This window comes from Streptomyces sp. NPDC051738 (assembly GCF_044453205.1).
In the GTDB taxonomy this organism is placed as follows: Bacteria; Actinomycetota; Actinomycetes; order Streptomycetales; family Streptomycetaceae; genus Streptomyces.
Genome location: NZ_JBITCM010000002.1, coordinates 158315 through 181747, shown reverse-complemented (window position 1 = coordinate 181747; position 23433 = coordinate 158315). Strand labels below are relative to the sequence as shown.

General features: G+C 69.8%; 16 protein-coding genes. All 16 read left to right on the top strand.

Annotated elements, in window-relative coordinates; translation table 11 throughout:
- Positions 1-201: 201 nt before the first annotated feature.
- On the top strand, positions 202-1155 hold the full coding sequence (gene mreC / locus ACIA8X_RS05415; protein WP_393451401.1) for a rod shape-determining protein MreC: 954 nt from the start codon (positions 202-204) through the stop codon (positions 1153-1155).
- Positions 1156-1168: 13 nt separating this feature from the next.
- The gene (gene mreD / locus ACIA8X_RS05410) at positions 1169-1849 is read left to right on the top strand and encodes a rod shape-determining protein MreD (RefSeq protein ID WP_393451398.1); all 681 of its coding nucleotides are present in this window, start codon (positions 1169-1171) and stop codon (positions 1847-1849) included.
- 128 nt (positions 1850-1977) lie between these two features.
- Complete coding sequence (mrdA, locus tag ACIA8X_RS05405; RefSeq protein WP_399457822.1) at positions 1978-4239, top strand: penicillin-binding protein 2; 2262 nt, start codon at positions 1978-1980, stop codon at positions 4237-4239.
- Positions 4236-5435 carry a rod shape-determining protein RodA gene (gene rodA, locus ACIA8X_RS05400; RefSeq protein WP_393451392.1) on the top strand — a complete coding sequence of 400 codons (1200 nt, stop codon included), beginning with the start codon at positions 4236-4238 and terminating at the stop codon, positions 5433-5435. The genes mrdA and rodA overlap by 4 nt, the downstream gene beginning before the upstream one ends.
- Before the next feature lie 113 nt (positions 5436-5548).
- A complete protein-coding gene (locus ACIA8X_RS05395; RefSeq protein WP_399457821.1) occupies positions 5549-7054 on the top strand; it encodes a CHAD domain-containing protein in 1506 nt (501 codons plus the stop codon).
- 88 nt (positions 7055-7142) lie between these two features.
- The gene (locus ACIA8X_RS05390; protein WP_393451386.1) at positions 7143-9116 is read left to right on the top strand and encodes a TIGR03960 family B12-binding radical SAM protein; all 1974 of its coding nucleotides are present in this window, start codon (positions 7143-7145) and stop codon (positions 9114-9116) included.
- 732 nt (positions 9117-9848) lie between these two features.
- Entirely contained in the window at positions 9849-10358 is a 510-nt protein-coding gene (locus ACIA8X_RS05385) for a putative T7SS-secreted protein (protein ID WP_393451383.1), read from the top strand.
- Entirely contained in the window at positions 10300-10938 is a 639-nt protein-coding gene (locus ACIA8X_RS05380; protein WP_393451380.1) for a hypothetical protein, read from the top strand. The genes ACIA8X_RS05385 and ACIA8X_RS05380 overlap by 59 nt, the downstream gene beginning before the upstream one ends.
- A 182-nt stretch (positions 10939-11120) precedes the next feature.
- A complete protein-coding gene (locus ACIA8X_RS05375) occupies positions 11121-12266 on the top strand; it encodes a hypothetical protein (RefSeq protein ID WP_393452077.1) in 1146 nt (381 codons plus the stop codon).
- 48 nt (positions 12267-12314) lie between these two features.
- Positions 12315-13097, top strand: a complete 783-nt coding sequence (locus tag ACIA8X_RS05370) for a TIGR03936 family radical SAM-associated protein (protein WP_393451377.1) — start codon at positions 12315-12317, stop codon at positions 13095-13097.
- A gap of 262 nt (positions 13098-13359) precedes the next feature.
- The gene (locus ACIA8X_RS05365) at positions 13360-17499 is read left to right on the top strand and encodes an Rne/Rng family ribonuclease (protein WP_393451374.1); all 4140 of its coding nucleotides are present in this window, start codon (positions 13360-13362) and stop codon (positions 17497-17499) included.
- A gap of 283 nt (positions 17500-17782) precedes the next feature.
- Positions 17783-18103 (top strand): 50S ribosomal protein L21, encoded by a 321-nt coding sequence (gene rplU, locus ACIA8X_RS05360; RefSeq protein WP_007381993.1) that lies wholly within the window; start codon positions 17783-17785, stop codon positions 18101-18103.
- 14 nt (positions 18104-18117) lie between these two features.
- Positions 18118-18372, top strand: a complete 255-nt coding sequence (rpmA, locus tag ACIA8X_RS05355; protein WP_030051735.1) for a 50S ribosomal protein L27 — start codon at positions 18118-18120, stop codon at positions 18370-18372.
- 106 nt (positions 18373-18478) lie between these two features.
- The gene (gene obgE, locus ACIA8X_RS05350) at positions 18479-19924 is read left to right on the top strand and encodes a GTPase ObgE (protein WP_393451371.1); all 1446 of its coding nucleotides are present in this window, start codon (positions 18479-18481) and stop codon (positions 19922-19924) included.
- A 258-nt stretch (positions 19925-20182) separates the two neighbouring features.
- Positions 20183-21670, top strand: coding sequence for an FG-GAP-like repeat-containing protein (locus ACIA8X_RS05345; protein WP_399457820.1), 1488 nt, complete (start codon positions 20183-20185; stop codon positions 21668-21670).
- 170 nt (positions 21671-21840) lie between these two features.
- On the top strand, positions 21841-23361 hold the full coding sequence (locus tag ACIA8X_RS05340) for an FG-GAP-like repeat-containing protein (protein ID WP_399457819.1): 1521 nt from the start codon (positions 21841-21843) through the stop codon (positions 23359-23361).
- The last annotated feature ends 72 nt before the right edge of the window (positions 23362-23433 follow it).

Below are 23433 nucleotides of genomic sequence, written 5' to 3'. Positions count from 1 at the left end.
CTTCGATTCCGCCGTACGGGATGATCTCCTCTCGTACGGCGGATCGTTGATATAGAGGCATAAGCTCCCTGAAGAGCCCCCAAACCTCGAAACTCCGCGTACAACTCGCATCCGACTCGGCATACGGACTCCGTATACAGAACCCCTCGGGTTTACCGGGGGTTTCCCGAATTCCTATGAGGAAGGGCACGGCCGCCGCACGTGAGGGACACACGAGAGAGCCGGCTGCTCCTGGTGCTGCTGATCGCCATCGCGTTCGCGTTGATCACGGTGGACATCCGCGGTGGTGAGGATTCCCCTGTCGACGGCGCGAGGTCCGCCGCCGCAGCGGTCTTCGGCCCGATCGAGGACGGTGTGTCGACCGCGGTGAACCCGGTCGGCAACGCGGTCGCCGCGATCCGTGACTCCGGCGACCGCCATGACCGGCTCGCCCGGCTGGAGCAGGAGAACGCCGCCCTCAAGGCGAAGCTCGGCAGCGACGACCGCAGCCGCAGCCGGCTGCAGCAGCTGGACAAGATGCTGAAGATCGCGGGCCAGGGCCAGTACGGCATCAAGGGCGCCGAGGTCATCGCCATAGGAGCAGCCCAGGGCTTCTCCTGGACGATCACCATCGACGCCGGCGCGAACGACGGCCTCCGGCGCGACATGACCGTCCTGAACGGGGACGGGCTGGTCGGACGGGTCACCACCGTCGGCCCGAACACCGCGACGGTGCTCCTCGCCAACGACCCCGACTTCACCGTCGGCACCCGCATGGAATCCACCGACGAGCTCGGCTTCGCCTCCGGCCAGGGCGACCGTCCGCTGCGCGTCGAACTCCTCAACGGCAAGGCCGAGGTGAAGAAGGGCGACCGCCTGGTCACCTTCGGCTCGCAGGCCGACAAGCCCTTCGTGCCCGGCGTCCCCGTCGGCGTCGTCTCCCGCGTCGACCCGTCCGGCGGCAACCTCACCCGCACCCTGTACGTCACGCCGTACGTCGGCTTCAGCAAGCTCGACATCGTCGGAGTCGTCGTACAGGCCCCCGAGAAGGACCCGCGCGACACGGTGCTCCCCGACAAGCCCAAGCCGACCCCGAGGCCGACCGTGACGGTCACCGTCACACCGTCCGGCGTACCCGAGGCCGACGGCCAGAACCAGTACGAGCAAGAGCAGTAGGAGCTGAAGCCTGATGCGCGTCAACCGAATCCTGCTCTCCTCCTCCCTGGTCGTCGTCGCCCTGGTGCTCCAGGTGAGCGTCCTCTCCCGCCTCCACCTCCCGGGCGCCGTCCCCGATCTGCTGCTCCTCACCGTGCTGGGCCTCGCCCTGGTCTACGGCCATGTCGGCGGCGCCCTCGTCGGCTTCGGCGCAGGCCTGCTCGCCGACCTCGCCCCGCCCGCCGATCACGCCGCCGGCCGTTATGCGCTGGTGCTGTGCGTCATCGGCTACCTCGTCGGGCTCGTCAAACCGGACAACGGCCGGCTCAAGTCGGCCACCGGGCCGATGGTGGTCGTGGTCGTCGCCGCGATCGGCTCGACCTTGCTGTACGCCGGTGTCGGCGCCCTCGTCGGGGACACCGCCGCCCGCCATGTCGGCCTCGGCAGCCTGCTGTTCACGGCCGCGCTGTACGACCTGCTGCTCGCGCCGTTCGTGGTTCCCGGGATCATGGCGCTGGCCCGGCGCGCGGAGAACGATCCGCTCGCCGAGAGCAACTCCCAGGCGAAGAAACCCAACATCTCCTCCGGCTGGCTCTCCGGCGGCACCGGCCTGCGCATCGGCAGTCAGCGCGGTGGGCTGGGCGGCCTGAAGGTGAAGGCCGGACGGGCGCGGACGGCGCGCGCCGGGCGTATCAAGGGGGTCAAGCGGCTGTGACCGCAGGAGAGTTCACCGGAACGGGTGACGATCACCGGAACCGCGCGGCGCGGGCCCTTCGTTCATCACTCGTACACACACCGTCGTATCCGCACTGGTGCTCGCACTGAGAGGGGGAGGCAGCCGCAGTGACCAACATCCCCGAGACCGGTCGGACCCCACGCGTCCAGATCCGGCTCATCGTCATCCAAGTCCTCGTCCTCTCCCTCCTCGGCACCCTCGGCGGACGCCTGTGGTACCTGCAGATCCGCGAGGGCGACGCCTACGCCAAGGAGGCGTCCGGCAACCACGTCCAGCAGGTCGTGCAGCCCGCCGTGCGTGGCTCGATCCTCGACGCGCGCGGTGTGGCGCTGGCGGACAACGAGACGCGGTTGGTGGTGTCCGCCTCGCGTACGGATCTGTTGAAGATGCCGGACGACGGTGAGGCGGTGCTGACGAAGCTTGCGGGTGTGCTGGGGATGACGCCGAAGGAGGTGCGGGAGAAGGTGCGGCTGTGTGATGCGCAGACGCCCCAGCCGTGCTGGAACGGCTCGCCGTACCAGCCGATCCCCATCACCGACGAGGCGACGGCGAAGCAGGCCCTGCAGATCCGTGAGCGTGCGGAGGATTTCCCGGGTATCACGGCGGAGCCGCAGGCGGTGCGCCGTTATGCGAGCCCGGGTGAGGCCAACACCGCGCAGGTGCTGGGTTATCTCTCGCCGGTGACGGACGGGGAGATCCAGCAGGCTCAGGACAGTGACTCGCCCTACCTGCGCTCCGACCAGGTCGGCCGCTCGGGTTTGGAGCGGGAGTACGACAAGGAGCTGCGGGGCAAGGCCGGGGTCACCCGGTATGAAGTCGACAACCTCGGCCGGGTCATCGGGCAGGCCAAGGCGGATGCCGCGCAGGCCGGCTCCAACCTCGTCACCAGCATCGACGCACGCGTGCAGCGGGTCGCGGAGTACGAGCTGAACGACGCGATGAAGGAAGCCCGCAAGGGGTGGGACCGCAACACCAACGAGCGGTACAAGGCCGACTCCGGTGCGGTCGTGGTGATGGAGGCCAAGACCGGCCGTGTCGTCGCCATGGCGTCCAACCCGACCTACGACCCCAACGCCTGGGTGGGCGGCATCTCCGCCAAGGACTACACGAGGCTGACCGGCAAGGAGTCCAACTACCCGCTCCTCAACCGCGCCATCCAGGGCCAGTCCGCGCCCGGCTCGATCTTCAAGGTCGTCCCGACGGCCGCCGCGGTCAACGCCGGATACTCCTTCGACGGCCCCTACCAATGCTCGAGCTCCTACTCGATCGGCGGCCAGGTCTTCAAGAACTTCGAGTCCAAGGGGTACGGCCCGATCAGTCTCGGCCGCGCCCTGGAGGTCTCCTGCGACACGGTCTTCTACGGCCTCTCCCACCAGGAGTGGAAGCGGGACGGCGGTACGAAGCCGAAGAAGAACGCGAAGGACTGGTTCTACAAGACGGCGCACCAGTTCGGCCTCGGCGCGGAGACCGGTATCGATCTGCCGAACGAGGTGACCGGGCGTATTCCGGACCGTCAGTGGAAGCAGAACTACTGGAAGGCGAACAAGGACGCCTGGTGCAAGTACGGCAAGAAGGACGGCTCGTACGCCGAGAAGATCGCCTACGAGAACTGCCTCGAAGGCAACCGGCTGCGCGCTGGTGACTCGGTCAACTACTCCATCGGGCAGGGTGACACCCTGGTCACGCCGATCCAGATGGCCACGATCTACGGGGCCATCTCCAACGGCGGCACCCTGTACGACCCGACCGTGGGCAAGGCGATCGTCGGCGCCGACGGCAAGACCGTCCAGGAGATCAAGCCCAAGTCCCACGGCAAGCTGCCCATAAGCAAGAAGACGCTCGCCGAGATGGACGACGCCCTGGCCGGCGTCGCCACCCGCGGTACCGCCGCCTGGCGGTTCGCGGACGTCGGCTGGCCGCAGGACAAGATCCCGATGCACGCCAAGACCGGTACGGCGGAGGTCTACGGCAAGCAGACGACCTCCTGGTTCGCCACGTACACCAAGGACTACACGGTCGTCATGACGATCTCCCAGGGTGGTACGGGTTCCGGCGCCTCGGGTCCGGCCGTGCGCAACATCTACGACGCGCTGTACGGCGTCTCCGACGACGGCACGATCGACAAGAAGAAGGCGCTCCTGCCGACGCCGCAGAAGAGCCTGCCCAAGGTCCGGACGGACGGCACCATCACCTCGCCGAAGGTCTCCAAGGACCCGGCGAAGGAACAGCGGGCCAGCCAGAAGGGCGAGGCCGAACCGGACGAGCAGCAGCTCGCCGGCACGGTGGCGACGCCGACGGCCGAGAACCGCGACACACGGCGCAGGCGGCAGCGGAGCCGTAGGCGGGGAAGCCGGAGGATGCTCACATGACCGGCGCCAACAGCTTCCAGGTCTCCGGGTACGGGCCGGAACGGGCGGGCTGGACCCGTCTGTTCGCCCGTGACTCGCTCGCCCGCAGGCTCGACTGGACGATACTGCTGGCGGCGATCGCCCTGTCGCTGATGGGCTCGCTGCTCGTCTTCTCGGCGACCCGCAACCGCACCGAACTCAACCAGGGTGACCAGTACTACTTCCTGATCCGGCATCTGCTGAACACCGGTATCGGCTTCGCCCTGATGATCGGCACGGTCTGGCTCGGCCACCGCACCCTGCGTACGGCCGTGCCGATCCTGTACGGCGTCTCGGTCTTCCTGATCCTGCTGGTGCTCACCCCGCTCGGCTCCACCATCAACGGCGCCCACTCCTGGATCAAGCTCCCCGGCGGCTTCTCCCTGCAGCCCTCGGAGTTCGTGAAGGTCACGATCATCCTGGGCATGGCGATGCTGCTGGCGACGAGAGTGGACGCGGGGGACAAGCAGTACCCCGACCACCGCACCGTCGTGCAGGCGCTGGGCCTGGCCGCCGTACCGATGCTGATCGTGATGCTCATGCCCGACCTCGGCTCGGTCATGGTGATGGTGGTGATCGTGTTGGGCGTGCTGCTCGCGTCCGGCGCATCCAACCGCTGGGTCTTCGGGCTGATCGGCACGGGGACGATCGGTGCGATCGCGATCTGGCAACTGGGCGTCCTGGACGACTACCAGATCGCCCGTTTCGCGGCCTTCGCCAACCCCGAGCTCGACCCGGCGGGCGTCGGTTACAACACCAACCAGGCGCGTATCGCGATCGGCTCGGGCGGGCTCACGGGTTCGGGGCTGTTCCACGGGTCGCAGACGACCGGCCAGTTCGTGCCGGAGCAGCAGACCGACTTCGTCTTCACGGTGGCGGGGGAGGAGCTGGGCTTCGTCGGCGGCGGGCTGATCATCCTGCTCCTCGGCGTGATCCTGTGGCGGGCCTGCCGGATCGCGCGCGAGACGACCGAGCTGTACGGGACGATCGTCGCGGCGGGGATCGTGGCGTGGTTCGCCTTCCAGGCGTTCGAGAACATCGGGATGACGCTGGGGATCATGCCGGTGACCGGTCTGCCGCTGCCGTTCGTGTCGTACGGCGGGTCGTCGATGTTCGCGGTGTGGGTGGCGGTGGGGTTGTTGCAGTCGATCCGGGTGCAGAGACCGATGTCGGCGTGAGCGTTGGGCAGGGCTGAACCCTGCCCATCACCCTGCCCGTCATTGTTCGTTTACCTGCGGTTCATGGCCGGTAAGCACTGTCATCCCGTCGTGACTCCGATTAGATTCGGGTCATGGCGGACACGAAGCGCGAAATCGAGCGGAAGTATGAATCCGACGACAGCGGCCTGCCCGATCTGACCGGCGTCGCAGGGGTCGCCGCCGTCATCGACAAGGGTGTCGCGCAGCTGGACGCCACCTACTACGACACCGCCGACGAGCGCCTCGCCGCGTCGTCGATCACCCTTCGGCGCAGGACGGGCGGTTCCGACGCGGGCTGGCATCTGAAGTTCCCTGTCAGCCCGGGCGTACGGGACGAGATCCAGGCCCCGCTGTCCGACACACTGCCCGACACCCTCGCCGGCCTCGTCCGCTCCCGCGTCCGGGGTACCGAGCTCGTGCCCCTGGTCCGGCTGCGCTCCGACCGTGACGTGCGCGACCTCGTCGACGCCGACGGCCGGCTGCTGGCCGAGGTCAGCGTGGACGCCGTACGGGCGGAACGGCTCGCTGGAGGAGACGGCAGCGCGCAGTGGGCCGAGATCGAGGTGGAGTTGGCCGACGATGTCGACCCGGCCTTCCTCGACAAGGTGGAGAAGCGGTTGCGCAAGGCGGGGGTACGGCCGTCGAAGTCGGCGTCGAAGCTCGCGCGTGCGCTGGCCGAGACGGCCCCGAAGAAGAAGCTCGCCTCCGCCTCCGTCGAGGACGCCGTGACCGCCGGCGACCACGTGCTCGCGTACGTCCGCGCCCAGCGGGACGCGATCGTCGGGCTCGACCCCGCCGTACGCCAGGACGCCGAGGACTCCGTCCACAGCATGCGCGTCGCCACCCGCCGGATGCGCAGCACCTTCAAGTCCTTCGGCAAGGTCCTGGACCGGGCGGTCACCGACCCGATCGGCGACGAGCTGAAGTGGCTGGCCGGCGAGCTGGGCGTGGACCGGGACCGCGAGGTGCTGAACGAACGCCTGAGTGCGGCACTCGACGAGATTCCCCACACGCTGATCTACGGGCCGGTAGCCGAGCGGGTGAGCCACTGGGCGGGTGACCGGCCCGGCGGGGCGAGCAGCCGGCTGATCGGGATCCTCGACTCCCAGCGCTACCTCGCCCTGCTCGACGTACTGGACGCGCTGCTCGCCGACCCGCCGCTGCGCGAGGCGGCCGGGAAGAAGCCCGGCAAGGTGCTCCCCAAGGCCGTGAAGAAGGATTTCGGGAAGGTCTCCGCGCTGGTCGAGCAGGCGCTGGAGCTGGACCCCGGCAGCGACCGGGACGTCGCCATCCACGAGGCCCGCAAGAAGACCAAGCGCACCCGCTACGCGGCGGAGGCGGTCACCCCGGCGCTCGGCAAGCCGGCCAAGGACCTGGTCAAGACCATGAAGTCCTTGCAGAACCTGCTCGGCGAGCACCAGGACAGCGTCATGGCCCGCGGGACCCTGCGCGAGCTGGCCGCGGTCGCGCACGCGGCCGGGGAGAGCGCCTTCACGTACGGGCTGCTGTACGGGCGTGAGGAGCAGCGGGCGGCGGCCGTGGAGGCCGAGCTGCCCGGGTTCTGGGACGGGACCAAGGACGCGACGGACGTCCTGTGAGCCTTCGGACGTGCGGGGGGTGTCCGCGATCGCGTTAGGCTAGATGGTCACCCCTGTCAGTTCAGTCCCGCTCACGAAGGTTCGCGAGATGCCTGCCGAAGCCGCTGCGGTTGCCGAGTCCGTGTTCCCGCAGCTCGAAGCGCTGCTCCCGCATGTGCAGAAGCCGATCCAATACGTCGGCGGAGAGCTCAACTCCACGGTCAAGCCGTGGGAGTCCTGTGACGTCCGCTGGGCGCTCATGTACCCGGACGCGTACGAGGTCGGGCTGCCCAACCAGGGCGTCATGATCCTTTACGAGGTCCTGAACGAGCAGGAGGGCGTCCTCGCCGAGCGCACGTACAGCGTGTGGCCGGACCTGGAGGCGCTGATGCGGGAGCACGACGTCCCGCAGTTCACGGTGGACAGCCACCGCCCGGTGAAGGCCTTCGACGTGTTCGGCCTGTCCTTCTCCACCGAGCTCGGCTACACCAACATGCTCACGGCCCTGGACCTGGCCGGCATCCCGCTGGAGTCCAAGGACCGGACCGTCGACGACCCGATCGTCCTGGCCGGCGGTCACGCGGCCTTCAACCCCGAGCCGATCGCCGACTTCATCGACGCCGCCGTCATCGGCGACGGTGAGCAGGCCGTGCTCGACATGACGAAGATCATCCGGCAGTGGAAGGCGGAGGGCCGGCCGGGTGGCCGCGAGGAGGTCCTGTTCCGTCTGGCGAAGACGGGCGGGGTGTACATCCCGGCGTTCTACGACGTCGAGTACCTCCCCGACGGCCGTATCGCCCGCGTCGTACCGAACAAGTCGGGTGTCCCGTGGCGTGTGTCCAAGCACACCGTCATGGACCTCGACGAGTGGCCGTACCCCAAGCAGCCCCTGGTCCCCCTGGCCGAGACGGTCCACGAGCGCATGTCCGTCGAGATCTTCCGCGGCTGCACCCGCGGCTGCCGCTTCTGCCAGGCGGGCATGATCACCCGTCCGGTCCGGGAGCGCTCGATCACGGGCATCGGTGAGATGGTCGACAAGGGCCTGAAGGCGACGGGCTTCGAGGAGGTGGGCCTCCTTTCCCTCTCCTCGGCGGACCACTCGGAGATCGGCGAGGTCGCGAAGGGCCTGGCCGACCGCTACACGGAGGACAAGATCGGCCTGTCCCTCCCCTCCACCCGCGTCGACGCCTTCAACATCGACCTGGCGAACGAGCTGACCCGCAACGGCCGCCGCTCCGGCCTGACCTTCGCCCCCGAGGGGGGCTCGGAGCGAATCCGAAAGGTCATCAACAAGATGGTCTCGGAGGACGACCTGATCCGGACGGTCGCCACCGCCTACGGCAACGGCTGGCGCCAGGTGAAGCTGTACTTCATGTGCGGCCTGCCCACGGAGACCGACGACGACGTCCTGCAGATCGCCGACATGGCGACGAAGGTCATCGCCAAGGGCCGCGAGGTCTCCCGCTCGAACGACATCCGCTGCACGGTCTCGATCGGCGGCTTCGTCCCCAAGCCCCACACCCCCTTCCAGTGGGCCCCGCAGCTTTCGGCCGAGGAGACGGACGCCCGCCTGGAGAAGCTCCGCGACAAGATCCGCGGCGACAAGAAGTACGGCCGCTCCATCGGCTTCCGCTACCACGACGGCAAGCCGGGCATCGTCGAAGGCCTCCTCTCCCGGGGCGACCGCCGCATCGGCGCGGTCATCCGCGCGGTCTACGACGACGGCGGCCGCTTCGACGGCTGGCGCGAGCACTTCTCGTACGACCGCTGGATGAGCTGCGCGGACAAGGTGCTGCCCGCCTTCGGCGTGGACGTCGACTGGTACACGACACGTGAGAAGACGTACGAGGAGGTCCTCCCCTGGGACCACCTGGACTCCGGCCTCGACAAGGACTGGCTCTGGGAGGACTGGCAGGACGCCCTCGACGAGACCGAGGTGGAGGACTGCCGGTGGACGCCGTGCTTCGACTGCGGGGTGTGCCCGCAGATGGACACGCACATCCAGATCGGGCCGACCGGGAAGAAACTGCTGCCGCTGACGGTGAAGAACGCTGGGCCGACGCCGAGCGGTCACTCGCACTGAGGTGAGTGGCGTACTCGATCGGGTGGTTGATGCCCTGGCAGAGGCGAGTGAGGACGAGTTGGCTGCCTGAGTTTCGTGGACCTGGCTTACGCCTCCTGCGGCGACCGCTGAGCCCCCCTCTTGATCGGAGGGGGGCTCAGCGCTGGGTGATCGCGCTGGGGGTGGCGATGAGAGCACTACTTCTGCGCCCAGTGGGACTGCCACGGAGAAGGCACCGCAGGAGGAGAAGCAGGAACCCCGCGGTGAACGTGCGGACCTCGTCGGCTTCCAGCTGGACGACCGTTCAGAAGCCGGGATAACCGATATCTGAGCACCCTGGCCAGACCGCCAGGGGTGACTACCCCACGACGCTCAAGAGCGTGAAGGGCGTCGAACTCAACATCAAATTCCCTCTCAAATCAGATCTTGCCCGGTCCGGCCTCTCGGATCCGTTGCTAGCCTCTTCTCTCGATTGCGGTCCTTAATGGGTTCGTGTCGGGTGACTCGGTTCGGGAACTGAGTATGGGGGAGGGCGTTGACTATCGATTTCGGACACGATGAACTGGCCACGGCGGTCGTCGATTTCTGTGATCGGTGGAACATCGGTGTCTCCCACCTGGCCTCTGACGGGGCAGAGGTCTCCGACCGGCTGAATCACTGCGTCAAGAGTTATGAGGCGGCTGAGCGGCATATTGAACTCTCGGCTCAGGGAGTTCTGCAGTCCTCGTCCGGAGCGGACCCGGGGGCGTCCTGATGGCCCGGCTCGGCGAGACGTCGAATCCCCGCGAGCTCGTCCCGGGTGCGCCGGATGCTCTGGCCACGACGGCACAGTCGCTGCTCGCCTACGGTGACGTACTCATAGAAGCCGGCGAAGGGCTGGTGAAAATCGACACCGAGAATGGCTGGCGTGGTGAAGCCGCCGATGCCTTCCGTGATCGGTTCCATGGCCAGCCGGCCAGATGGGTCGAAGCAGGCAACGAATTCCATGCGGCCGCGAATGCCCTGAACGAATACGTCCACACCCTGCACGCGGCCCAGCAGCGCGCCGACGAGGCGATATCCCAATTCACGCGAGGTGAGGCGGCCGCCGCAACTGCCAAGAATGCCCGCGCTCGGCAAGTCGGTGAGGCGCGCAGCAGAGGGGACAGCACCGAGATTCCCTTTCAGGATTGTGGAAAGCGCGGGGCACACCGCGGCCACGTCGGTGAAGAAGGCCACGGAGCCCGCCCCGGAGCGTCCGGGATTCTGGTCCGCGGTCGGTGACTTCTTCAGCGATGCCGGTGAAGGGCTGGTCGACGGTGGCAAGACCGTTGTCAACGACCTTGCCTCCTTCGGGAACGCCATGATCCAGCATCTGGGCGACAGCGCAGGCGGTGAGGGTCTCGGCATCGCCCTGGACGCCACAAGCGTCGGTGCTGTCGCCGGAGTACCCCTCAACGCTGTCTCCGCCGCCGGGATCGCCACGGGCGTCGGCCTGGCGGGCGCCGGTGCCGTGGACCTCGCCCAGCACGCCGCGAACGACTCCGCGGTCGAGCCGCTGAAGATGAACAGTGAGGGGTCCGGCACCGGTGGCTCCGCGCAGCAGGAAGCGTCCCAGCTGATCAAGAACGGTCAGCAGTACCAGGGCACCGTCGACGACTGGTTCACGAACCTGGGCGACGATCGGCAACGTATCGAAGCCGTCACCAATCACGTCGAGTTGTGGTCCACCTTCGGTAACACCCCCCTGATGGACGACGATCGGCTCGGGGAGGAACTGCCCCAACTCGCGCTGGCCCTGGGGGAGTGCTGGCAGGGAGTTCTGTCCACGCGCCACCCCGACCGGAGATCACCGTCGAGGTGAGCGACGAGGAGGACGGCTCCTACGGGCCGACCGTGACCTTCTGGACATCTCCCTCGACCTCTCCGGCCGTCTCGGCCTTCGGCCAGTACCGGCGGGCCACTGGTCGTGAAGGTCGTGGGAAGTAGTTGTCGGATCCTGCTCCGATCTGCATCCACCAGGGCCTTTTCGGCGTCTACGACGATATGGACCTCGTGAAACCACCACCGCCGCGCCAGGAACCCGAAGGGTGTCTGGCCGTCGCGATTCGCCTGCCGGTGCGGATCGTCGTGCTCGTGCTGGTCGTGCCGGTGCGGATGGTGTGGGACGCGCTCGTCGTCGCCGGGCGGTTTCTGAACGACACGGTGTTGCGGCCGGTGGGGCGGGCGCTGCTGTGGCTCGGGCGGGCGGTGTTCGTGTGGCCGTTCGTGGGGCTGTGGCGGTATGTCGTCGTGCCCCTCGCGAAGGGGCTCGCCTGGCTGGGGAACGTGCTGGTCGTCGTGCCCGCGGTGTGGGTGTACCGGTATGTGCTGACTCCGGTGGGGCACGCGTGTGCGTGGGTGGCCCGGGGCATCGGGCACGCATGCGCGTGGGTGGCGCGAGGGATCGGAGCCGGGCTGGCGTGGGTGTACGCGCGCGTGCTCACGCCGGTCGGGCATGCCGTGATGTGGGTCCTCAAGGGGCTCGGCGCGGTGCTCGCCGCGATCGGGATCGGCGTGTTCGGCGCGCTGGCGTGGCTGGTGCGGTATCTCGTCGTGGTGCCCGCCCTGTGGGTGTACGAGTGGATCCTCACGCCGGTCGGGCGGGCGATCGCCTGGTGCGCGAAGGGCCTTGTGTGGGTAGTGAGTTCGGTCGTCACCGGCATCGGGGTCGCCCTGTACTGGATCGCCCGCGTGCTGTTCGTACTGCCCGCGCTGGCCCTGTACCGCTGGGTCCTCGCGCCCGTCGGCCGGGTGCTCGCCGTCATCGGCAGGGAGATCTGGGACGCGCTCGGGCACGCGTGGCGCATCGCCGGGCACATCTCGCTCGCCGTGGGGCGCTTCCTTGCGACTCTCTTCCGCTGGACCTTCGTCGAGCCGGTGCGCTGGGTGTACCGGATGGTGCTCACGCCGATCGGGCACGTCGTGCGGGACGCGGTGCTACGGCCCGTCGCCGAGGCGGCGCGGAGTGTGGGGCGAGCCACCCGGCAGGCCCTCACCGCCGCCCGCGAGTCCGCCCGGCAGGCGCGCGCCGACTTCCGGCGGATGGTGTTCGGGGAGCCGAAGCAGCGGGAGGCCGTCGCCGGGCGGGAACCTCGGGGCCGCGAGACACGTACTCTTGGTAGCAGTACGACCGCTCTCACGAAGGACTGAACGACACTGGGCAAGCGACAGCCCGAAGGCCCGCCGCCCGCACCCGCGGTGCAGCGCATTCGACTGCGTTACACCAAGCGCGGCCGCCTCCGGTTCACCAGCCACCGTGACTTCCAGCGCGCCTTCGAGCGTGCGCTGCGCCGTGCCGAGGTGCCGATGGCGTACTCGGCGGGGTTCACGCCGCATCCGAAGGTGTCGTACGCCAATGCCGCACCCACCGGCACGGGCAGTGAGGCGGAGTACCTGGAGATCGCGCTCACCGAAGCGCGCGATCCGGAGCAGTTGAGAGTGCTCCTCGACGAGTCGATGCCCGCCGGGCTCGACGTCATCGAGGCGGTCGAGGCCCGGACCTCCGGGCTCGCCGACCGGCTCACGGCGTCCGTCTGGGAGCTGCGGCTCGTCGGCGTGGATCCGGCCGATGCCGGGCGCGCGGTCGCCGCCTTCAACGCCGCCGACGTCGTCGAGGTCCAGCGCATGACCAAGAACGGCGTGCGCACCTTCGACGCCCGCTCGGCGGTCGTCCACCTGGAAAGCAGCGAAGGAACAGAAACACACAGTTCGACGGCTGATAGGCCGACCGACCAGCCCTGTGCGATACTGCGGCTGGTTGTTCGGCACGTGACGCCTGCCGTACGACCCGACGACGTCCTGTCCGGTCTCCGCGCCGTGGCCGACCTGGCGCCGCCGGTCCCCGCAGCGGTGACCAGGCTGGCGCAGGGGCTGTTCGATGAAGAGACCAGCACGGTGACCGACCCGCTCGCGCCCGACCGCGAGGCAGCGACGGCCCCATCAGAGGCCGAGACCGCTGCCGCCGCGACGGCGCCGGCGTAAGGAAGGTTCCGCGTAGGGACGTACGTCGAAGCGCCGCCCTCGTACTCGGGAGCCACCTGGGTCGGGCAGCGCACCGACCACAAGACTTTCGCCAGGCCGTGCGCATGAGGCGTACGGAACCGGTGAGACAGGACACAGAGAGCTCCCGTGCGGCGCCCGCGCCCCGGACGGCGGCAGTCGCGCATCGCGCGAGCCGCGGACGTCACCGGCATTTCGCCGGACCAGGCGCGGCGCCCGGGAGCCTGACGGGAGAAACGCCCGCATGCTCGAACCGACCGAACCCACTGAGGGTTCCGAACTGAACACTCCCAGCGACACCCTGCCGCCGCGTCGTCGGCGCCGTGCCGCGTCCCGCCCGGCGGGTCCGCCGACGGCTGGCGCCGAGGCGCAGTCCGCAGAGGTGGTCGAGCCGGCCATACCGGTCGCCGATGCCGCAGATGTAGCGGCGTTGAGCGATGAGGCCGAGAAGGCTGAGGAGAGCGTCGAGGCCGTTGCGGCCGAGGTGACTCCTGAGGCCGTGGAAGCCGAAGAGGCCGAGGAGACGGTGGAGGCCGCGCCTGCCGGTCGTACGCGTCGTCGTGCCACTCGTCGGGCGTCCGCGCCCGTCGGGTCGCCGGCTGCCGTCGAGACCGCCGAGACCGTAGTCCCGGCTGCTGCCGCTGCCGCTGCCGCTTCCCTCGCCGAGGAGGAGAGCGAGGCCGCTGCCGAAGTGCCCGCGGAGGTGACCGAGGAGGTCGTGCCGACTCGTACGCGTCGTCGTGCCACCCGTCGGGCGTCCGCGCCTGCCGGTGCTCCGGCCGCGGAGGAGGCCGCTGAGACCGCCGAGACCGTGGTGCCGGCTGCCGCCGCTGAGGTGCCTGCCGCTGAGGAAGCCGCCGCCCCTGCCGAGGAGGAGGCGCCGCGTCGTTCGCGTCGTCGTGCCACCCGTCGGGCAGCCGCGCCCGCCGCGGCCGAGGAGAGCGCCGAGGCGCCCGTGAGTGCCGAGGTCACCGCTGAGGCGGAGGAGCCGGCTCAGGCTGCCGCGCCCGTCGCGTCGGACGAGGCCGCCGAGGAGGCCGCCCCCCGTCGTGCGCGTCGTCGTGCCACGCGGCGGGTGTCCGCGCCCGAGGCGGCCGCCGTCGCCGAGGCCGAGGCCCCTGCCGAGACGCCGGTGATCGCGGAGACCCCCGTGACCTCCCGCATCGAGACGGAGGCCGCCGAGCCCGCCGAGGTGCCCGCCGCCGAGGCCGACGAGGAAGCCGGCCCGCGCCGTCGCCGTCGCGTCGTGCGCCGTGCCGCCGCCGGGTTCGCCGAGCCCGCTCGGGCCACCGCCGACGAGGAGTCCGAGGCCCCGCGCCCGGCCCGGCCCGCGATGGCCGTGTTCCAGGCGCCCGTGTTCACCGAGCCGCAGTTCCAGACGCCCCAGCGGGCCGCTGCCGCCGCGGCGGCAGCGGAGGCGGAGCCGGAGGCCGAGGACGTCGAGGAGTTCCCGGAGGAGCAGCCCGCCGCGTCGCGGCGTCGTCGTCGGCGCCGGGGTGGCGCGTTCGGCGAGGAGGCCGAGGCCCAGGGCGTCGAGGTAGCCGCCGAGGACGAGACCGAGGAAGCCGACGAGGCCGCCGAGGAACTTGCCGAGGGCGAGGAAGTCGACGAGGCCGAGGAGACCGGGTCGCGTCGGCGTCGTCGGCGTGGTGGCCGTCGTCGTCGTCGTGGTGAGACCGCGGACGCCGAGGGCGGCGACGCGGAGGCCGGGGAACTCGCCGCCGCGCAGGCCGCGCAGGACGCCGAGGACACCGCCGAGCAGGAGGAAGAGGACGACGAGGACGCCCGCGACGAGGGTGCCGGCTCCAGCTCCAGCAGCCGTCGCCGCCGTCGCCGTCGGCGTCGTGCCGGTGACACCGCCGCCGACAGCGAGCCCGGCGAGGGCGACCCCGAGCGCACCGTCGTCAAGGTCCGTGAGCCCCGTCCCGCGCGGGAAAGGGGTGCCGAGCCGTCCGACGAGGTGCAGTCCATCAAGGGCTCCACGCGCCTGGAGGCCAAGAAGCAGCGCCGCCGGGAAGGCCGTGAGCAGGGCCGCCGTCGCGTTCCGATCATCACCGAGGCCGAGTTCCTGGCCCGCCGTGAGGCCGTCGAGCGCGTGATGGTCGTCCGGCAGCACGGCGACCGTACGCAGATCGGCGTTCTCGAGGACAACGTGCTCGTCGAGCACTACGTCAACAAGGAGCAGTCGACCTCGTACGTCGGCAACGTCTACCTGGGCAAGGTCCAGAACGTGCTGCCGTCGATGGAGGCCGCCTTCATCGACATCGGCAAGGGACGCAACGCCGTCCTGTACGCCGGTGAGGTCAACTTCGAGGCGCTCGGCATGGCCAACGGGCCGCGGCGCATCGAGTCCGCCCTGAAGTCCGGTCAGTCCGTGCTCGTCCAGGTGACGAAGGACCCGATCGGGCACAAGGGTGCGCGTCTGACCAGCCAGGTCTCCCTGCCGGGCCGCTACCTCGTGTACGTCCCCGAGGGCTCGATGACCGGCATCAGCCGCAAGCTGCCCGACACCGAGCGGGCCCGGCTGAAGACGATCCTCAAGAAGATCGTCCCCGAGGACGCGGGCGTCATCGTGCGCACCGCCGCCGAGGGCGCGAGCGAGGACGAGCTGCGCCGCGATGTCGAGCGACTGCAGGCGCAGTGGGAGGACATCCAGAAGAAGTCCAAGAACGGCAACGCGCCGACGCTGCTGTACGGCGAGCCGGACATGACCGTCCGGGTCGTCCGGGACATCTTCAACGAGGACTTCTCCAAGGTCGTCGTCAGCGGTGACGAGGCCTGGGAGACCATCCACGGATACGTCTCACACGTCGCGCCCGACCTCGCCGACCGACTGTCGAAGTGGACCTCCGAGGTCGACGTCTTCGCCACCTACCGGATCGACGAGCAGCTCGCCAAGGCGCTGGACCGCAAGGTCTGGCTGCCCAGCGGCGGTTCGCTGGTGATCGACCGGACCGAGGCGATGGTCGTCGTCGACGTCAACACCGGCAAGTTCACCGGTCAGGGCGGCAACCTCGAGGAGACGGTCACCAGGAACAACCTGGAGGCGGCCGAGGAGATCGTCCGTCAGCTGCGGCTGCGCGACCTCGGCGGCATCATCGTCATCGACTTCATCGACATGGTGCTGGAGTCCAACCGCGACCTGGTGCTGCGGCGTCTGCTGGAGTGCCTGGGCCGTGACCGTACGAAGCACCAGGTCGCCGAGGTGACCTCGCTGGGGCTCGTGCAGATGACCCGTAAGCGGGTCGGGCAGGGCCTGTTGGAGTCCTTCTCCGAGACCTGCGTCCACTGCAACGGGCGCGGCGTCATCGTGCACATGGAGCAGCCGACGGCCGTCGGCGGCGGTGGCGGCGGCAAGCGCAAGAAGCGCGCGCGTGCCGGTGCCGGGCCCGAGCATGTGCACGAGGCGTCCGTCGCCGCCGAGCCGGTCGAGACGGCCGAGGAGGAGGCGGAGACCGAGGCCGAGGTGGCCGCAGAGGTCGCCGAGCCGGCCGCGCTGGCCGAGCCCGCCTTCGCGCCGGACGAGGAGCTGTACAGCAGCGTCGCCGAGGCGGAGGCCGCAGCCGGGCGGGGCGGTCGTTCGCGGCGCCGTGGCGGCCGGCGGGTGTCCGCTCCGGCGGGCGCGCCCCGCAAGCCCGAGAGGGTTGCCACGGCTCAGGACGTGACCGTCGCCGAGGAGATCGCCCGCCCGGTGCAGCCGGAGTCGGCGGCAGCGGCGAAGGCCGAGCCGGTGGCCATGGAGGACGTGGTCGTCGAGACCCCGGCCGCCGAGGTCACGGGTGCCGAAGCGCCGGTCACGGAGGCTGCGGCCACCGCTCCGGCCGCTGAGGAGGCCGCGCCCAAGGGGCGTTCGCGGCGTCGCGCGACCCGCAAGGTGTCGGCGCCCGCCGGATCGCCCGCGGGTGCGGAGGCCGCCGTGGTGACGGTCAGCGAGACCGCGGCGCCTGCGGCCGAGCAGGTGGCGGAGGTCTCGGTTGCGGCCGCGGCTCCTGCTGCGGCTTCGGTCGAGCAGGCCGAGCAGGCTCCGGCCGAGGCGGTCGCCGAGAGTGCCGCTCCGGCCCGCCCGCGCCGTCGCGCCGTGCGCAAGGCCACCGCGCCGACCGCGTCCGCGGAGGCGGCCGTGGTGGTCGTCCCGGCGGGCGACGAGGCTCAGGCGGAGGCCCCGGCTGCCGACGAGGGCGTCGAGGAGGTCGCTCCGGCCAAGAAGACGGCCCGTAAGACGGCCAAGACGGCCACGGCCAAGAAGGCAGCCACCAAGAAGACAGCGGCCAAGAAGACGGCCGCCAAGAAGGCGACGACCAAGAAGGCGGCGAAGACCGTCAAGACGGCCGCGGCCAAGTCGACGGCGAAGAAGACCACTGTCTCGGCCGCCACCGACGAGTGATGCTCATCGGCGGCTGATGCTCGCCGACGAGTGACGCTCAGCTACGAGTGATGCGAGGTGCGGCCGGTCCCTGTGACCGGCCGCACTCTCGTGGGGCCCGGCCCGGTTTGACCCCCTCGGCCACGGCCCCGTAACCTTGACCGTCGGCGTGTCCGCATGTAGAGGCACGCCACATCCCCGTAAACCTCTTCCTCCAGAGCACTTTGTGTTCCGGAGAGGCCACTCGCGAGCCGGGCGGCTGGACTGCGGGGGTGCCGTTCCCGAGCGAGAGAGTGAGATCCGCGTGTACGCCATCGTGCGCAGCGGTGGTCGCCAGCACAAGGTTGCTGTCGGCGACATCGTTGAGGTTGACAAGATTTCCACTGCCAAGGTTGGCGACACGGTCGAGCTCTCGACCCTGCTCGTTGTCGACGGCGACGCTGTGACCAGTGACCCGTGGGTGCTGGCCGGCATCAAGGTCCAGGCCGAGGTCGTGGACCACCACAAGGGCGTCAAGATCGACATCCTTCGCTACAAGAACAAGACCGGCTACCGCCGTCGTCAGGGCCACCGCCAGCAGTACACGGCGATCAAGGTCACTGAGATCCCCGCGGCTGCGAAGTAAGGGACTGAGGAGAGATGGCACACAAGAAGGGCGCATCGTCCACCCGTAACGGTCGTGACTCCAACGCTCAGCGCCTCGGCGTGAAGCGCTTCGGTGGTCAGGTCGTCAACGCGGGCGAGATCCTGGTCCGTCAGCGCGGCACCCACTTCCACCCCGGTGCGGGCGTCGGTCGTGGCGGCGACGACACGCTGTTCGCGCTGCAGGCCGGTGCGGTGGAGTTCGGCACCAGCCGTGGCCGCAAGGTCGTGAACATCGTTCCGGTCGCCTGATCGGAAGCTTTCGCGAGGCGGACCTCACTTCCCTCACGGGAAGCGGGTCCGCCTTTCGCGTGTTAGTTCTCAAAGAACACCCCGTACGTAACTGGAGGCACATCCCATGACCACCTTCGTGGACCGCGTCGAGCTGCATGTCGCCGCGGGTAGCGGAGGCCACGGCTGTGCCTCCGTTCACCGTGAGAAGTTCAAGCCGCTGGGCGGCCCCGACGGCGGCAACGGCGGGCGCGGCGGGGACGTGATCCTCACCGTGGACCAGTCGATCACCACGCTGCTCGACTACCACCACTCCCCGCACCGCAAGGCCACCAACGGCAAGCCCGGCGAGGGCGGCAACCGGTCCGGCAAGGACGGGCAGGACCTGGTCCTTCCCGTGCCGGACGGCACCGTCGTACTCGACAAGGCGGGCAATGTCCTCGCCGACCTGGTCGGGCACGGCACGTCGTACGTCGGCGCGCAGGGCGGCCGGGGCGGGCTCGGCAACCATGCGCTGGCGTCGGCGCGGCGCAAGGCGCCGGGGTTCGCGCTGCTCGGTGAGCCGGGCGACCTCCAGGACATCGTCCTGGAGCTGAAGACCGTCGCCGATGTGGCGCTGGTCGGGTACCCGAGCGCCGGGAAGTCGTCGCTGATCTCGGTGCTGAGCGCCGCGAAGCCGAAGATCGCGGACTACCCCTTCACGACGCTGGTGCCGAACCTGGGCGTGGTGACGGCGGGCTCGACCGTCTACACCATCGCCGACGTCCCCGGTCTCATCCCGGGCGCCAGCCAGGGCAAGGGCCTGGGCCTGGAGTTCCTGCGGCACGTCGAGCGGTGCAGTGTGCTCGTGCACGTCCTGGACACCGCGACGCTGGAGTCCGACCGGGACCCCGTCTCCGACCTGGACATCATCGAGGCGGAGCTGCGGGAGTACGGCGGGCTGGACAACCGGCCCCGGATCGTGGTCCTGAACAAGATCGACGTACCGGACGGCAAGGACCTCGCCGAGATGGTGCGGCCGGATCTGGAGGCCCGTGGATACCGGGTCTTCGAGGTGTCGGCGGTGGCGCACATCGGGCTGAAGGAGCTGTCGTTCGCGCTGGCCGAGCTGGTGGGCAACGCGCGTGCCGCCAAGCCGAAGGAAGAGGCGACGCGGATCGTGATCCGGCCGAAGGCCGTGGACGACGCGGGCTTCACCGTGACCCGCGAGGAGGCCGGCGGCGAGCTGCTGTTCCGGGTGCGCGGTGAGAAGCCCGAGCGCTGGGTGCGGCAGACCGACTTCAACAACGACGAGGCCGTCGGGTATCTCGCCGACCGGCTCAACCGGCTCGGTGTCGAAGAGGAGTTGATGAAGGCCGGGGCTCGGTCGGGTGACGGCGTCGCCATCGGGCCCGAGGACAACGCCGTGGTCTTCGACTGGGAGCCGACGTTGACGGCCGGTGCGGAGATGCTGGGGCGGCGTGGCGAGGACCACCGCTTCGAGGCGCCGCGGCCGGCTGCGCAGCGGCGGCGTGACCGGGATGCCGAGCGGGACGAGGCCCTTCGGGATTACGACGACTTCGAGCCGTTCTGATCCTGGGGCGTCCGGCGTTGGTGCGGGCCCTGCTGGGGGCTGCCGCCCCCAGACCCCCGCTTCGGCCCTTAAGGGGCCTTGTCCTCAAACGCCGGACGGGCTGAAAAGCCGGACGGGCTGAAAAGGTGAACGTCGGGGAAATTTGCGAGGTACCGCAGGGCAACCCCTGTGCTTCGTGGTGAGTCGTACTGGGCGGTGCGGATGAGGATCTTGATCCTCGTCCGCCGTCAACTGCCCTTGCGACAACCGGAGTCAGACGTGCCCTTGCCTGCCTCGCACAGAACACGGTGTGCCGTCGCGCTCGCCCTGCTCTCCACCGTCTGCGGTGCTCTGCCCGTGGCACAGGCACAGGCGCAGGAGCAACCGCAGACGGCCGCGGCGGCGGGTGTGCGGCAGGATTTCAACGGCGACGGGTACGAGGATCTCGTCACGGGCTCCCCGCTCGCCACGGTCGGCGGGAAGAAGGCTGCCGGTTATGTCGCCCTCGTGTACGGCTCGTCGCACGGGCTGGATCTCGCGAGCAAGAAGGTCATCACGCAGGCCTCGCCCGGGATCCCCGGCACGCCCGAGGTTGACGACCACTTCGGCGACCGGATCGTCGCAGCCGACCTGGACGGCGACGGCTACACCGACCTGGTGGTGCCCGCGTCCGGCGAGGACTGGACGTGGGATGGCCAGGCGCGCACGGGCAGCCAGACCGTGCTGTGGGGTTCCGCCGCCGGTCTGTCCGGCGGAACGCTCCTGCAGCCGGGGCACGCCTTCGCCACCCACTTCAGCGTCCTGGGCGACTTCGACGGCGACGGTCACACCGACCTGGCCTCGTCCGGGGGCGTGCGGTTCGGCCCCTTCACCCGGGAGGGCGTGCCCGCCCGGACCCAGGACCTCTCCGTCTACGAGTACGACGACTCGGTGCTGGACATGGCGGCCGGGGACGTCGACGGTGACGGCCGCACCGATCTCGTCTCGCTCACCATGGCGGCCGACTGGGAGCCGGGCGGCCAGCACTCGGGCCACACCCTCAACTACCTCCACGCCACCCGGAACGGCTTCGAACCCCTCACCGCGCTGCGGGACGGTCAGGGCCACAGGATCGAGGGCGGCGAGGACATCGAGTTCGGCGACGTGAACGGCGACGGTCGTGACGACCTCGTCTTCGGTCGGCCCCGCTCGGGCATCAGCGACGAGGAGCCGAGCGACCCGAGCCAGTACGGCTCCCGGGTCGGTGTCGTCCTGGGCCCCGCGCAGGGACTGCCGGCCAGGGATCCGCGCATGATCCACCAGGACACTCCCGGCGTACCGGGTGCCGACGAGGCGGGCGATCTCTTCGGCGCGTCCGTCGCGGTGGGCGACGTGAACGGCGACGGATACGCCGACATCGTGGCCGGCAACCCCTACGAGGACTTCGCCGGGGTGGACGACGCGGGCACGGTCGCCGTGATCCCGGGCGGGGCGTCCGGCCCGACCGGCGCCGGTTCGAAGGTGTTCAGCCAGAACACGTCGGGTGTTCCCGGCGCCGCCGAGCGCCGCGACTACTTCAGCGAGGCCGTCGCCCTGCTCGACGGGGACGGCGACGGGCGGGCCGACCTGGTCGTCGGCGCCCCCGGCGAGAACACGAACGCCGGCTCGGTGTGGGCGTTCCGCTCCACCGCCTCCGGGGTCACCGCCACGGGATCGCTGGTGTTCGGCGCCAAGGCGCTCGGCACGAACCCGGACGGTGCCCGACTGGGTGCCGAGTTCCCGCGCTGACCTCACGGTCACCATCCGAAGGCGGGAGCGCGCCTCGCCGGCCGGCTTCCGCCCCTCACACCACGGCCCCTCACACCACGGCCCCTCACACCACGGCCCCTCACATCACGGTCCCTCACACCACAGCCCCTCACACCAAGTCCCCTCGCACCACGTCCGACAGGAAACACATGACTTCGCGTTCCCACCGCCGCACGTCCGTCTCCCGCCGCAGACGGCTCGTCCTCGCCACCGGCGTCGTACTCGTCGCGGGCGCGCTCACGGTTCCCGCCGTCAACGCCGCCACCACCGAGGCCACGGCCACCACGCCGAGCACCAAGCGGCTGCACGACGACTTCAACGGGGACGGGTATCCCGACCTGGCGATCGGCGCGCCCGGCACCGCGGTGGGCGGCCAGGCGAAGGCGGGTGCGGTGAGTGTGCTGTACGGCTCCTCCGGTGGGCTGTCGACCTCGCGCAAGCAGGCGCTGACCTGGACGAACCGTGGGGATCAGACCGGATACGGCACAGCGCTGCAGAGCGCGGACCTGGACGGGGACGGGTACGCGGACCTGTTGTCGAGTGTCTCGGCGTACCAGGAGGGCATCGACCAGGGATACGAGGTCGTCGTCAACTGGGGTGGCCCCAAGGGGCTTTCGGCCGCGCCGACGCGTCTGGCATGGGCGCCGTACAACGAGTGGAACGGTCAGTTCACCGTTGCCGACGTGGACGGCGACAAGCGTCCGGACCTGGTGACGAAGGGCGACGAAGACTGGAGCAACGACGAGCCCGCCGCCTACCGCGGGGACGGCACGGTGTGGCACGGGCCGTTCACCCGGTCCGGACAGCCCGCGAAGAAGGACTACTTCAGCATCGACCCCGAGCGGCTGTCGATCTTCCATTCGCTGACCGCGGGTGACGTCAACGGCGACGGAATCGCCGACCTCGCCGTGCGCACCACCAGCACCGAGGAGTCCGACGCGCGCGCCGTCGCCCTGCTCACGGGCGGCCCGGGCGGCTTCACCCACAGGGGCTGGCTCAAGGACGGCCAGGGGCGGATCGTCGGCGGTGAGGACGTCGTGATCGGCGACGTCAACAAGGACGGGTACGGCGACATCGTCGTCGGTCACTCCAACGACGGCATGGACAGCGATGCCGATCTCCCCACCAAGGGCGGCGCGTTGATCGTCGTCCACGGCGGTCCCGACGGGGTGTCCACCCTCCGCAAGCCGGTGTGGATCAACCAGGACACGCCGGGTGTGCCGGGTGCCGGAGAACGCGCCGACGGCATGGGCTCGGCGCTGTCGATCGGCGACACCAACGGCGACGGCTACCTCGATGTGGCGACCGGCCTGCCCGGCGAGGACTTCGACGGCATCAGCAACGCCGGCACCGTCCTGGTGCTGCGCGGCAGCGCGAACGGCCTGACCGCCACCGGCGTCAAGTCGTTCAGCCAGAACAGCAGCGGGGTGCCGGGCGCGGCCGAGAAGGCGGACCTCTTCGGCGCCGAGACCGCCCTCGTCGATGGCAACGGCGACAAGAAGGACGGCCTGGTCGTCGGCGACCCGGCGGAGAACGCCAACTTCGGTTCCGTGTGGGTCTTTTCCGCCACCTCCGGCGGCATCACGGCCGGCGGTTCCTTCTCGTTCGGCTCGGCCACCATGGGGCTTCCCGCTACCGGAGCCAAGTTCGGGGCCTCGCTGGCGGACTGACGGCGACGACGTCCTCGTACGAAGACCCATCCCGTACGAACATCCCCCCACGAAACGACAGGAGACAGCACC

Coding starts and splice junctions, on each gene's coding strand:
- ACIA8X_RS05395 (WP_399457821.1), top strand. CDS start 5,549: ATGGCGGACACGAAGCGCGAAATCGAGCGGAAGTATGAATCCGACGAC.
- mreD (WP_393451398.1), top strand. CDS start 1,169: ATGCGCGTCAACCGAATCCTGCTCTCCTCCTCCCTGGTCGTCGTCGCC.
- ACIA8X_RS05390 (WP_393451386.1), top strand. CDS start 7,143: ATGCCTGCCGAAGCCGCTGCGGTTGCCGAGTCCGTGTTCCCGCAGCTC.
- ACIA8X_RS05375 (WP_393452077.1), top strand. CDS start 11,121: ATGGACCTCGTGAAACCACCACCGCCGCGCCAGGAACCCGAAGGGTGT.
- rodA (WP_393451392.1), top strand. CDS start 4,236: ATGACCGGCGCCAACAGCTTCCAGGTCTCCGGGTACGGGCCGGAACGG.
- ACIA8X_RS05340 (WP_399457819.1), top strand. CDS start 21,841: ATGACTTCGCGTTCCCACCGCCGCACGTCCGTCTCCCGCCGCAGACGG.
- ACIA8X_RS05365 (WP_393451374.1), top strand. CDS start 13,360: ATGCTCGAACCGACCGAACCCACTGAGGGTTCCGAACTGAACACTCCC.
- rpmA (WP_030051735.1), top strand. CDS start 18,118: ATGGCACACAAGAAGGGCGCATCGTCCACCCGTAACGGTCGTGACTCC.
- obgE (WP_393451371.1), top strand. CDS start 18,479: ATGACCACCTTCGTGGACCGCGTCGAGCTGCATGTCGCCGCGGGTAGC.
- ACIA8X_RS05385 (WP_393451383.1), top strand. CDS start 9,849: ATGGCCCGGCTCGGCGAGACGTCGAATCCCCGCGAGCTCGTCCCGGGT.